The organism is Anaeropeptidivorans aminofermentans (assembly GCF_940670685.1).
GTDB classification, from domain to species: domain Bacteria; phylum Bacillota; class Clostridia; order Lachnospirales; family UBA5962; genus Anaeropeptidivorans; species Anaeropeptidivorans aminofermentans.
The window spans coordinates 1,274,721-1,287,961 of the sequence record NZ_OW711693.1; the positions used below are offsets into that span (position 1 = coordinate 1,274,721).

Annotated in this window: 11 protein-coding genes and 1 pseudogene; 9 read left to right on the forward strand and 3 right to left on the reverse strand. The window is 32.8% G+C overall.

Annotation, left to right across the window (positions count from 1 at the left end; translation table 11 throughout):
• Positions 1 to 1,605 precede the first annotated feature (1,605 nt).
• Positions 1,606 to 3,546: a hypothetical protein gene (locus tag NBX03_RS05260; protein ID WP_250229701.1), complete on the reverse strand. Its 1,941-nt coding sequence runs from the start codon at positions 3,544 to 3,546 to the stop codon at positions 1,606 to 1,608.
• A 314-nt stretch (positions 3,547 to 3,860) separates the two neighbouring features.
• Here NBX03_RS05260 and NBX03_RS05265 point away from each other — a divergent pair, with 314 nt between their 5' ends.
• The 7 genes from NBX03_RS05265 to NBX03_RS05295 all read left to right on the forward strand — a co-directional run bounded on the left by NBX03_RS05265 (position 3,861) and on the right by NBX03_RS05295 (position 10,171).
• Entirely contained in the window at positions 3,861 to 4,874 is a 1,014-nt protein-coding gene (locus NBX03_RS05265) for a phage/plasmid replication domain-containing protein (protein WP_250229702.1), read from the forward strand.
• A gap of 100 nt (positions 4,875 to 4,974) precedes the next feature.
• Positions 4,975 to 5,169: a helix-turn-helix domain-containing protein gene (locus NBX03_RS05270; RefSeq protein WP_250229703.1), complete on the forward strand. Its 195-nt coding sequence runs from the start codon at positions 4,975 to 4,977 to the stop codon at positions 5,167 to 5,169.
• A gap of 8 nt (positions 5,170 to 5,177) precedes the next feature.
• On the forward strand, positions 5,178 to 6,398 hold the full coding sequence (locus NBX03_RS05275) for a tyrosine-type recombinase/integrase (protein ID WP_250229704.1): 1,221 nt from the start codon (positions 5,178 to 5,180) through the stop codon (positions 6,396 to 6,398).
• A 176-nt stretch (positions 6,399 to 6,574) separates the two neighbouring features.
• Positions 6,575 to 7,693, forward strand: coding sequence for an amidoligase family protein (locus tag NBX03_RS05280; protein ID WP_250229705.1), 1,119 nt, complete (start codon positions 6,575 to 6,577; stop codon positions 7,691 to 7,693).
• 58 nt (positions 7,694 to 7,751) lie between these two features.
• Positions 7,752 to 8,717, forward strand: a complete 966-nt coding sequence (locus tag NBX03_RS05285) for a class II glutamine amidotransferase (protein WP_250229706.1) — start codon at positions 7,752 to 7,754, stop codon at positions 8,715 to 8,717.
• Between the two features lie 93 nt (positions 8,718 to 8,810).
• Entirely contained in the window at positions 8,811 to 9,728 is a 918-nt protein-coding gene (locus tag NBX03_RS05290; RefSeq protein ID WP_250229708.1) for a GTPase family protein, read from the forward strand.
• A 263-nt stretch (positions 9,729 to 9,991) separates the two neighbouring features.
• Complete coding sequence (locus NBX03_RS05295; RefSeq protein ID WP_250229710.1) at positions 9,992 to 10,171, forward strand: hypothetical protein; 180 nt, start codon at positions 9,992 to 9,994, stop codon at positions 10,169 to 10,171.
• Between the two features lie 105 nt (positions 10,172 to 10,276).
• Here the strand turns inward: NBX03_RS05295 and NBX03_RS05300 are convergent, their stop codons facing one another.
• On the reverse strand, positions 10,277 to 10,603 hold the full coding sequence (locus NBX03_RS05300; protein ID WP_250229711.1) for a helix-turn-helix domain-containing protein: 327 nt from the start codon (positions 10,601 to 10,603) through the stop codon (positions 10,277 to 10,279).
• Positions 10,604 to 10,728: 125 nt separating this feature from the next.
• Here NBX03_RS05300 and NBX03_RS05305 point away from each other — a divergent pair, with 125 nt between their 5' ends.
• A complete protein-coding gene (locus NBX03_RS05305) occupies positions 10,729 to 11,679 on the forward strand; it encodes a zinc-ribbon domain-containing protein (protein ID WP_250229713.1) in 951 nt (316 codons plus the stop codon).
• A pseudogene (locus tag NBX03_RS05310) lies at positions 11,615 to 12,142 on the forward strand (IS256 family transposase); the annotation flags it as partial. The gene NBX03_RS05305 and the pseudogene NBX03_RS05310, both read left to right, overlap by 65 nt.
• A gap of 177 nt (positions 12,143 to 12,319) precedes the next feature.
• Here the strand turns inward: NBX03_RS05310 and NBX03_RS05315 are convergent.
• Complete coding sequence (locus NBX03_RS05315; RefSeq protein ID WP_250229714.1) at positions 12,320 to 13,159, reverse strand: epoxyqueuosine reductase; 840 nt, start codon at positions 13,157 to 13,159, stop codon at positions 12,320 to 12,322.
• Positions 13,160 to 13,241: the final 82 nt, after the last annotated feature.

The window sequence follows — 13,241 nt, forward strand, 5'->3', positions numbered from 1 at the left end:
GAATAGCACGAAGTGAAGTTGATTGGTAAATTTATCTAAAGATACGCAGGAAGGTGCCAATGTATTATCTTTACAATAAGCCTCATGTGAAGTTTTTAAAAAATATTGTTTCAGAAAACAATATTCGTGGAACAAAGGGATATTGGATTACATCCAACAGCGGGATAGAGAGTATGCTAAGTATCTTAAATAGAGCATCGGTGGCCCTTTGTAATATAACAGAATATCCTGTAAAGATCACTGTTTAGTAGAATTATTTTCCTTAAAATTAAAGAGTCTTGGATGTATCGCTGCTCGTTTATGATAAGTTGGTATATTATTTTCTTTCCTTTATATATTATTGCTTCTGTTGCTATTTTCAGAAATATCACAGTCTTCTTAGCTTTTCAGAAATACTTTAAATGAATTCAACAATAATTAATAGTGAAATAATTGGGTACTATTTGGGTACTAAATATACAAAGCTTTATACAAAGATACACTAAAATATAGCGAAATATATGCTGAAAGTCCTTATAAAGTAACGCATTGCCAGAAAACGACATAACCTACAAAAAGCAATAAAGTGAACTCATAACCCAAAGGTCGTAGGTTCAAATCCTGCCTCCGCAATTAAAAAAAGCCAGTAAACACTGATGTTTACTGGCTTTTTTGTTTGTCTGATTTTGTATTATATTTTCTGAAACTAGCAACCGACTAGCAACGCAGAAATTTTTTAAGAATAATCTATTTATTTTTTATATCTATTCTTTTAACAGCATAATATTTCTTGTTGGAAAATAAATATTTTTATCAGCATCTAATTAAATTTTATATATCTAGTTAAATAGCGCATCAGGACACTCTACAGCATCCCTCCGAAGCCCACATATACTATATCCCCTTACTTTCAGTTGAAATCCTGTTAAAATCGAATTAAAGCACTTTATGTCACGTATAGAATTAATCTATATAGTATCATCTTTATAATTCACAGTTTCCCCTATCATTGACGATTTCTATATCAATAGGAGATGAAGTTTATTTGTGCCTTAAATGCGTCTGCAATAAATGACAATTCAGTTACCCATAATATATCTCTTTCTTGTTCTTTAAGCTACCGTCAATTATAGTATAATATTATATGTTTTAGCTAATCTATATTAAGTTACAATAAACTCTAATTATCTTGACTAAGATATACAGCATATAATTATTGTATTTGCAGATTCATTTATACAAAGATAGCATAATAATAAAATAAATATTACGAATATTAATTTAATTCTGTCAATTTATTAAAATGATAGTATTAAATATTTTCTATTGAAGATGTGGATATAGCTTATTTATTTTCAATTTAAATCCGTATTAAATTAACATAAAATACGAATAGAATTAAACAGTATTTGAATAAAATTATCAAATTTCCTTATTAAATTCAAAATATGCGTATTAAATTATTGGTTACTAGAAATAAATTTGATAATTTAATACGGAAAATCATCAATATTTAAGTTAAATTACGTATTTTCGCTATTTCATGAATAGGTTTTTATTGTTTTCTATAAAAATCTAGTGTTCTAATCTAAAATAAAGCTATCTCGTGTTAATTTAAAATGGAAATCAGCTTTGTCCTTTATTTTCCTTCTCTTTTATAAAACCATATTCTTTGTCAGGTTTTGTTCTTTTAGATCCCTTTTCTAAATATCTAATTGATTTCTTTAGCAAATCCGTTTGTCCAAATTGCTCAAGTACAGAATTTATAATCACTTCCATTCTCTTGTAAAAAGTATTCTTTGTAGCTATTTTACTTAAAGAATTTTCCTCACAATAGCTTTCGTAACGAGAAAATAATTCTGTAGCTAATAGGGTGTAAACAGGTACCCCTTTTTCATTTATCGAAAAATCAAATTCAAAATATTCACTGATAAAAGCCTGTAACTGCTGTTTTTCTTCTTCTACCTTTTTTTCGTATGTAGTCTTAGGTTCCTTTTTTGTTGCTGCTTCGGAGGTACTTTCGGGTAAACAATTATTATCTGCCAAAATGGATGGATATTCCTCAGTTACATTAGTAGGATATGAAAATGCATAATTATTTTTAATTAAATTTTTAAGGCCTAATATCATCCAGCTTAAAAATCCACTTGTAAGCTCGGCCTTACTAATTATTTCTAAAAGCTTTTTGATGGAAGGCGAGTCCCCTTTTGTAAAATCAAGATGTATAGTACAGAATTTAAAATTTTCTTCTTCTCTGATATCTTTAAAAGAGGGACGTTCATTTCCTAAAAAAATAAATTTTACAGTCGGTAAATAAGTATAGGCTTTAGAAGTATTTATATTTTCAACTCTTTTCAAGCCTATTAACTCTTTGATATGATCTACTTTCATATATTTATCATAAGGTAGATATTCGTATATATTTATGTACTTATTGTAAGTCTCGCATTTTTCAATTTTATCTTTCAGCTCTTTTGGGTTTAGCCGGGAAATATAATTACTTGAAAATAAGTGGTCGAAAAACATAGATATTTCCGTAGGATTTTCATAGGTTATTAAGAAGGCCTTATTTACTTCTGCATGATTTGAAATAATATATCCTAAGAATTCCTGAAGGGTTTTTAGCTTCATTGGTTCGATAGCTTCGCTTTTGAGGCCTGAGTTTTTTTCAAAACACTTTATGGCATCATTAGAGAGGTCTATTGCTTCTATATCCTTTAAATTTAAACAATTCATACCAAAGTAATTGCTTAGTATTTTATTTGTATTTAAGTCAATTACCTTTCCGGAGAAAAAAATAAGATTTTTATTGATATTATAAAAAAAGTCTTCGTTAATAAGGGGGGGTGTTAAATAGATGGTATCGTATAGTTTTTTCAATGAATCAATAAATGATTTTGTATAGTTTATTTCATCAGCTATAAGGGTTTCTTTATCTAGTCCATCACGATTTTGGGTTTCATTCCAATAAGCGTTATGCCTTGAATACATTGTTAATAATAATAGTAGGCCAGTTTTTCTTTTTGTATAGAATTTAACAAAATTACTAAAGATGGATATAAAATTTTCAAAGTTTATAACACTCTCCAGTGCCATTTTAGTTTCACCATAAAAGGGCATACTAAATAATAAATTCATTCTCTTAAACATAAAAATTCTATCCATATTGGCTGCAAATTCTTTTTCGCATATCTCTAATCTTTTGCCATGGTAATGAGATATTTTTCGCTGAAATACCCTTATATGAGGTCTTTTAAATAAATTATCTATATTAGAACGGTCTTTTTCATTGTACTGTCTTTTTTCAGTGTCCTTTTCTTTATCCTTTTCTGTAATCACATTAGGTTCTTCATCTTTATCCTTTTCTGTAATCAGATCAGGTTCTTCATTTTTATCGTTTTCTGTAATCGCATAAAGTTCTTCATCTTTATATATTTTCTTCTCATCATCCTCATCTTTGTTGTTATTTTTATCTATATCGCTTTTTCTGTTTATGTATCTACGAGAATGTGGTTTTCTATTTTGCGCTCTAGAGCCATATTTACCGTTATAAGAGTTCTTATCCATCTAAATATCCTTCTTAAAAGTCAAGGTCATAATAAATTATTATAGCATACCAAACAAAAGTATAGCAGCAGTACACGAAGAAAATCGCAGGATAAAAAGATGCTATGGAAAAGTACACATCCATAAACAAATTGATAGCATTAAAAAATATATTGTACGAAAGGGTATCTATATTTAAAAAGAGACAATAAATAGATATAGGTTAAATTAATACAATCTACATAACTATTAGTTAATAGATAGAAATACTAACTATATACCTATAGTACATGTACTATAAAACTGCGCAATAAAAAATAAATAGGAGGATTGATATGATTCATACCTTTGAATTATCAAATCAAATTACCTTAAGTGAGGCAAGGCTTTTAGATGAAAAACTAACGGCCTTTTTTAATGCAAAAAGCATATTTGAATCTAAAAGCAGTACAAAGTTTTATGGTCATTATTCTAAAATTCCTTTTAAACTAGGAATTAGGACCATTGATGCAAAAGGCGGCATCTTTAAGTATCTCGTCCTTACCATAAATCCTATGAAGGTAATGGAAAAGGATTATATTAATGTATCTTCGATTGACAGAGCATGTGAATCTCTTGACGAGGTAAAGAAAGTTTTTTATGACATGGGTATTGGTGAACTGTTTCCCATGCTTCTGTTAAGCAGGATTGATTATGCATTTGATGTTCATTTTAAAAGCCAAGAAGAAGTTGAATCTTACATAAAGCTCATAAAAAGAGGAGGTATACCAAACCGATTTAAGGTGAAAACCTGGTGGGATAATGTATCCCATAGACAAACTACTTATATAGACTCAGTTTATATGCAAAACTCATCTGCAACTATAAATTTTTATAATAAATATAATGAGCTTGCGTGTAAAGCTTCTGATTTTATTGATTGTGAAAAAGCGAGAGGAATTCTTCGGCTGGAGGTTCAATGTAAGGGCCGAAAGGTACAGGATTTGAAGAAAAATTATAAATTTGATGCTAGAACACCTACTAATTATTTAGATGAGCAAATTGCGAGAAGGGTTGTTACAAGTTGCCTTAAGGGTATCGTTAGAGAAGGCGACTACTATAAGCTGCGTACAGCAAAAGAAATTATTTTAAATTCTGATATTCAAAACAAATACAAAAGAGAAATTATAGCTTTTATTACAGAGGTAAATGATGTCAGGAGCCTTTACAAAGTGAAAATGTCTGGCAAATACTCAAATACTGATTTCAATAGGATACTGAGACAGCTAAGCAGCATAAATGTTAATCCTGTGACAATCCCGTCAAGTTGGTCATATTCTTACCTGCCAAATCTTTTAACCCTTATATAAAAGGCAAATAAAAACAATATAAATATACATTATATAGATGAAGCTTATAAAAGGAAAATTTAATTATCTATAAATAAACTTTTGGAAGGAGCTTATACGTATGGAAAATATAGAAAGAGGCTTAGAACCTATTGTTTATACCATTGAAGAATTAGCGGCAGTATTAAAAATCGGGAAATCAAAAGCTTATGAATTATCGGATTTAAGAGATTTTCCAGTAAAAAAGGTAGGAAGAAGAAAGCTTGTGTCAAGAGTAGGCCTTGAGAAATGGCTTTTAGAAAATAATACGTTTTAGGTGATGTTATGGAGGATAATGTTAGAAGTACCAAGAAAAAACGCAGTAACGGAGAAGGCAGTATCTATAAAACAAATAAAGGCGGATATACCGGAGCCATCTCCTACCATGATGAAACAGGTAAAAGGAAACGAAAAACATTTGCACGAAAAACAAAGCGAGAAGTTTTGAATGCAATGGACGAATTCAGAAATAAGCATCATGGCAAACAGTATATATCTTCAAAAGAAAATATTACTGTAAAAGAATGGTTTCATATCTGGTTTAACGAATATGCTATTAATTCTATAAAGCAGTCTACCCGGGTTACTTATGAAAGTTACATAAAAAATCACATTAATCCCAGGTTTGGCAGTATGAAACTATCAGCTGTCAGAAGCGACATGATACAAAGCTTTTATAATGAAAAGCTTGCAGGCGGTAATCTGAGACGGGAAGGTGGTATGAAGCCAAAGACCATAAAAAATATACATAATATGCTTCACAAGGCATTTGAGCAGGCTGTTAATAATGACATCATCATTAAAAATCCTGTTAAGAACACCAGCCTGCCTAAGATTGAAAAGAAATCTATAGAGATTTTAACTGTAGAGCAGCAGAAGAAATTATTAAAGGCAGTCGTTGATGAACGGCTTGGCATCGGTATCTTTTTAGCTTTAGGAACAGGAATGAGAATCGGAGAAATTACAGGCCTGCAATGGAAGGATATCGACTTTGAAAAAGAGATTATAAATGTAAAATATACCTTTAACCGTTTAAAGGATTATGGTCCCAATCCTAGAAATAAGACGGAGCTTGTGTTAGGTTCTGCAAAAACAAAAGGTTCTGTAAGGAGTATTCCTATTTCACCGGAGCTTATGACAAGAATAGAAATATATCAAAATATGGTTGAATCAGAAAAAGAATTCTTTGGTGCTGAATATAGCGACAGAGGATTTTTTATTTGCAATGAAACAGGCAATCCTATAGAACCCAGATATTATCAGAAATACTTTAAAGAGTTACTTAAAAAACTAGAACTCCCTGAAATGGGTTTTCATTCATTGCGTCATACTTTTGCTACAAGAGCGATTGAAATGAATATTCCGATTAAAGTAGTTTCGGACATTTTAGGTCATAGCTCTATAACGATTACCATGGACCTTTATGCCCATGTGTTAGAAAATACAAAAAGGAATGAAATAGAAAAAATATCTGCGATGTTTCTATCTATTGGAGATGAAGTATAAAGACTTACAAGCTTTCGAATTATCAAAGCATCTATATCCCCCTATTCTAAATTTCATGCCTATAATCTCCATATATCTTTTATGACCCCGATATATTATTAAAAGTAAAACCGTAAAAGCCCTTATTTCAATTATATATTATAACCTTGATATTAATTTATATAGGGGGTATACATATGTCTGTAACAGATGATTCATTGATTTACGAAGAAGCTTTGGAAGATGATACGGAATTATTTATATGCGAACACTGCGGAGCAGAAGTTTCAGAAGAAGCAGCGACTCTTTTTGAAAATGAAATGCTCTGCGATACATGCCTTGACGAACAAACCTTCATATGCTTCGAATGCGGTAATAGACATTGGAGAGACGAAGCCAATGACTACTGCGGAAATGAAATATGTGATAGGTGCTATGATTATAACTTTACATGCTGTGAGGAGTGCGGAAGAACTATTCGAAATGATGACGCAAACTACATAGACGATTACGAAGATATGCCTTATTGCAACGATTGTTTTCAAGATAAAAATAAAATAATACATGGTTATGATTATAAGCCTGAACCTTTATTTTATGGTTCAGGCTTATTTTATGGCGTTGAGCTTGAAATTGATGAAGGCGGAGAAGACCGCAGCAATGCAGAAAAACTGCTTGATATCGCCAATCAGTATGAGGAGCATATTTATATGAAGCATGATGGAAGCCTTATAAATGGCATGGAAATCGTTACTCACCCTATGTCCCTTCATTATCATACTAAAGTTATGCCGTGGGATAAGATTTTAGCTAAAGCACTGGATATGGGGTATTACTCTCACCAATGCGGTACCTGTGGGCTACACATTCATGTGGGACGTAACGAGTTAGGAGAAAGCATACAAGAACAGGAAAATACCATCGGTCGTATTTTATATTTCATAGAAAAATTCTGGTATAAGCTGATTATATTCAGCAGAAGAACGGAAGTCCAGCTGATTAAATGGGCAAAGAGATACGGTCTTCTTGATAGTCCTAAAAATACACTGGAAGAGGCAAAAAAGAATAAAGGCAGCAGATATGTATGCTTGAATCTTCAAAATTACCATACCATTGAGTTCAGGTTGTTCAGAGGCACTTTAAAACTTTCCACATTTCTTGCAACCTTGCAGATGGTAGATGAAATTTGTACTGTTGCAAAGAAATTAGATGATAAAGAGTTTCAAGGAATTAGCTGGGCTAATTTTATATATGGTATCAATACAGACGTCAAGCCAGAGTTAATGGCTTATTTAAAGAACAAGAAATTAATATAATGAGCATCAAGAAAGATGTTGATTAATGCTTTAATTAGAATAGATGGAGGAAACTAATATGTGCGGAATATTCGGGTACCTTAATTACGGTAATTGTATTAAAAATGAGGATTTAAAAGATATAATAGAATCGTTAGCTTATGAAAGTGCTGTAAGGGGTATTGATGCTACAGGCGTGGCTTTTATAAACAGTAAAAGCAAACTGGAAATACAAAAGGCCCCTAAGCCCTCTTACAGTTTTAAGATGAACTTTCCTAAAATAAACCCTCCTGTATTAATCGGCCATACAAGGCACACCACTCAAGGTACAGAAAAGCTTAACATTAATAATCATCCTTTTTTAGGGGGAAAAGGCAACAATCAATTTGCCCTCGCTCATAATGGAATCCTTTATAACGATAAAGAGTTAAGGAAAGAAAATAAACTTCCGGATACGAAGATTCAGACGGATTCTTACATAGCTGTACAATTACTTGAACAATCAGGAGATATAAGCTTAATGTCCGTAGCTTCCATGTCCGAAAAAATCGAAGGTTCTTTTGTATTTACCGTACTGGATAAATACGCTAATCTTTACATATCTAAAAAGGATAATCCCATTTCAATAATCCATCATAAAGGCATGAAGCTTTATATATACGCTTCTACGGAAAAAATACTCATGTCTGCCCTGATGAAGTCAAACCTTATAAATTATTTCACCCCTACAGAGAAGAATACCGGCGATATTGAGTTTGTAGAATTAATGGATGGAGAGGTCGTGAAAATTGATAATAAAGGTATTGACAGTAAGACAACCTTTAAGCCAAAGAAAACCAGTATTTTGGAATGGTGTGAAGGAGGAATTGATTTTAGATTTTATAACGATGAAGATGCTTACTGGCAAGACTTAAAAAATGTCGCCAAATTTATAGGCTATGATGAAGAATTTATAGAATCCTTGATTTCAGAGGGCTTTTCAGCTGATGAAATTGAGGATTTTATTTATGGGGAAATAAATAATGACCTCAGCTTTAGATTTTAGCAGATACCTTTAATATAGTTATAAAGATGCTTTTGTTCCTGCAGAGGGAGCATGCTTTTTAAGACTAAAAATGCACATGCATAGGAGGAAAAGATGCAAAATAAAGATAATTTATTTAAAAGATTAAATATTAATATGACAGAAAAACAGAAAAACCTAATTATAAATCGCTTAACCTATATTTTAAATTATGAGCCGAAAATAGGCATCCTTGGTAAAACTGGTGTAGGAAAATCAAGCCTTTGCAATGCCCTTTTTGGGAAGGAGCTTTTTAGTATCAGTGATGTAAAGGCCTGTACGAGAAATATTAAAGAAGGATTTCTTAAAATAGGCAACTCCAAGGGGATCAAGCTCATAGATGTCCCTGGTGTGGGCGAAAGCCGAAATAGGGACGAGGAATATGCGGAGCTTTATGCAAAGCTTATGCCGGAGCTTGATTTGGTTTTATGGGTTATTAAGGCAGATGACAGAGCATTAGCCTCCGACGAGAGCTTTTATAAAAATATCGTAAGGTCCCATATTCAAGAAGGAAAGCCTTTTTTCTTTGTATTAAATCAGGTGGATAAAATAGAGCCCTTTCGGGAATGGGATAATCGCAGACACATACCAAGCCCGGCTCAGTTTCAAAATATAAATGTCAAGGTTTTGGAACTGTCAAGGTTCTTTGAAGTGCCTGCTTCTGCTATTATTTGCGTTTCCGCCAGTGAAAGATACAATTTAACTGAGCTTGTGAACGAAATTATCTTTGCTTTGCCAAATGAGAGAAAAATAACTTTTTATAAAGAAGTAGGTCCCGAATTTCAATCAGAAGTAGCAGGGGAATATGTGAAAAAGGGCTTTCTTGAGATAGCGGGAGATATTATTGTAGAAGTTCTCGAAGTAACGGGAGAAGCCATTGTAAAGGTAAAGGATACTGTAGCAGATATAGCGGAGAAACTTTTAGAAGGTGTTGAGGAAAATGCGCCGGCCATTATGAGAGGATTTATCAGAAAGTTCATAAGCTGGCTGTAAAAATCAAGTATTTTAGTAAGCAATCAAAATAAGGAGAGAGTTATTGATAAAATATTTTTGCAAGGTTTACTTAAAGAAGCCGGTTACATTCTAATTAAATATAATTTCAAATAAGAAAAATAGCTCTGGTTAATTTATCAGAGCTATTTTTTATAAAATGCAAGAATTTTTTCACAATGACATCTGATGTCATTGTGATTCAGTAAAATAAATATAAGAAGTAAGATTTTATATAAATTTATAAAAATATATGGAGGAGCCTTATGAAGGAGAAAGAAATAATTCACATTCAAATTTATAGCCATGAGTACTTGGACAAGCTTTTAGATATTTCAAGAGAATATTCTTTACCCCTTGATTATATGATAAACGTAGCTATTAAGCGATTGACTAATGATGTTGAAGCTATGCGGAGATTAAGGGCTAATATGTATGAGCTATAGAAGTGATACTATAGAAGCTTTTATAGTAAGGGAATTTCTACATCGTTTAGCCAAAACACAAGTAAATAGAAAATAACTTTTTCAAGAGAATTATTTTTCGCTATCCTATGTATCTAGATACCGGAACATGGTTTTAATTACATCGAGTGCCATTTGTTTCTGTGTGTCAGAACCTTTGCTTATGATCTGTTTAAATTGTTCGACGATAATATCTTCCTTGGTGGGAATATAGTCTTGAAGCAAAAAGTCTATTGTAACATTTAGTTTGTTGCAAAGTCTCGTTAATGTATCTAAAGTAAGGCTTCTTTCCCCACGTTCAATTTGACCGATATAAGTATCCGAAATATCTACAAGTTCGGCAAGCTGAGCCTGTGTTAAGTTATTTTTAGTGCGTTCATCTCTTATTCTTTGCCCTAACTTTTTATAATCCATGTAATACCTCCTTTAGTCTACATTTAATTGTATAATTTTCAGTTTTCAGTTGAAATAAACTGAACGAGGTATTAATATATACTATATGTATATTAACGATTAAATATCTTAAAAGGAGAGATTTCATGTTATGCCCAAGATGTACTAAAGAAATTAAAGACGGAAGTAAATTTTGCCCCTATTGCGGAGAAAATTTAAATCAGAACTTAGAAATAAAGCAGCAAAAAACTAATTTTTATCAACCTGAGAAGATAAATGGGCCTGAATTACAATCCACAAGGGCAGCCGGATTTAAACGAATTTTACCTATCGTAATTTTAGGTTTTATAGGAGCAATTATCGTTGCAGGAGTGTTCATTGTTAAAGGGGAAGAGATAAAAAACATTTTTAAGAAGGACCAAACCCTTGTACTATCTGAAAATAAAGATAAAGAAAACTCTTCTTCTGAGATTTCAAAAAAGTTATCAACAGAGGAAACCAAAAACTCCTCGGATAAGGATGATAGAAATGTTTCTGAATTAGAAGAGCGACAAATTCCTAATCTGAAGGAGTTCTATGAAACCAATCAATACCCATTATTTTTACTAGAAAATAAAACAGTAGACCAAAGACTGAAGACACTTTTAGGAAGAGATTTTGATTATTTTATGGAATGTTTTGACACTTCTGAAGGAATTTATAACGAAGAAAGAGATTCTTATATTATTACGGGCGGTGTAAGAGGCCTCTATACAATAATGGAAGGCATTGTAGAAATTACACAATCAGGAGAGCTTTATGCCGCTTATTTAGAAGACAACAATGTTAATTACTATTCAAGCAATAAGGAATTTAATTTTGACAATGATACATTCCTGAATTGGATATTCCAGTTTGGTGACAGGCCTGTAATATACAAAAACCAGCTTGATAATATCCAAATAGGTGGGGTGTACAGCCGGAATGATGACGCAAGATTTGATATTTTATATAAAGAAGATACAGATAGTATATATTTTGAAGGTTCTGCTTATCCTTATTATCTGCGCAGATGGGTTGACTGGAATCAAGGAGGCAATCACTGCATCTTATCCTAAAACGGAATACCAGCGCTGTATCGTTCATCAGGTACGAAATACATTAAAATACGTATCTGGTAAAGAACATAAGCCTTTTGCTACAGACTTAAAGACGATTTATCAGGCACCTACGGAGGAAAGGGCCTTAGAGGCCTTGGAGCGAGTTACAGAAAAGTGGGCAGAAAAATATCCAGGTTCCATGAAAAGCTGGAGCCAGAATTGGGATGCGATTTCACCGATTTTCAAGTTCTCAGCCAATGTCCGGAAAGTTATCTATACCACAAATGCAATAGAAAGCCTGAATGCAACCTACCGGAAACTGAACCGTCAAAGGAGTGTATTTCCAAGCGCAGGAGCATTGCTAAAAGCACTGTATTTATCTACATTTGAAGCCACTAAGAAATGGACCATGCCGATCCGTAACTGGGGCCAGGTATATGGAGAACTAAGTATCATGTATGAGGGACGTTTACTCGGCTAACTCATTATAATAGAGTAAAAAGCAGGCGAAAACACCGCCTGCACTTGACATGCCCTGAACCATAGGGTATATATAAACTAAGGACTGAAAGCTTATTAAGAAGCCTTCAACCCTACCACTTATCATAGAAGATCTGTTTTTTTAATTTTACTGACTCAACCAAAGAACATTGGAAAATTAAATAGATTTCTTTATACTCTCGTTTTCCTCTTTTTTAAGTGATAATGGCCTGGAATATTCGCAGGGTACTGAAACACTGCATTTGCCGCAGGCTTGAGAAGCTGCAAAATTCGCTGCAACATCATTTGTAAGATAGCGCCTGCATATTTGCTTTTGCCTTTCTTTTTTTTTTATCGCAGAAACGGGGCAGCGTTTCATGCATACGCCGCATTTTCCTTCTGTAAGATAAGGGCAATAATCATAATAAGTTTTATAATTACGTTCCGTACTTTTATATTTAAGTGTAGTTATTACGCTTCCAATTCGTCCGGCACAGCCTCTTTCGGTTATCAGTGCCCTATGTAGACCGAAGGTGCCTAACCCCGCAACATACGCAATATGGCGTTCTGACCAGTTTGAAGCTGTTTCATAAGAGATAAATCTTTCATCTAACGAAGGTGCAAGCGCCGTACCGTCAAGCAAAGTTAAATATTCAACCAGATACTTTCTGGCTATATTATTAAACCTTTCCCCAAAGGTTTTAGCATCTATCCATATTTCAGAAGGCAATCCCCGAAAGCGATTACTGTTACGTATTGCTTTAGAAAAGGGGAGAAAATACGAAATAACAGTTTCTGCTTCCGGCAGCCAATCAATGGGGATAATAAACTGAGGCCCGATTACTTGACTGTCTTTAAAATCAGAAAACAACGGATCTTTTGCCGAAGCAAATCCTATTAAGGGAGCATCATATATTCTTGTATTATTATGGGAAGGAAGGCGGTTATCTGCTGAACTTTCCACAAACGCAGTAAAATCCAGCATTATCCTATGTCTTTTCAAGTCGAAACTTTCCATATACCTGCCCTCCGTATTTACATATTTTTTTATGTAATTTATAAAAAGAAGCTTTTACTTATATATAAAGTAAAGATTTAAG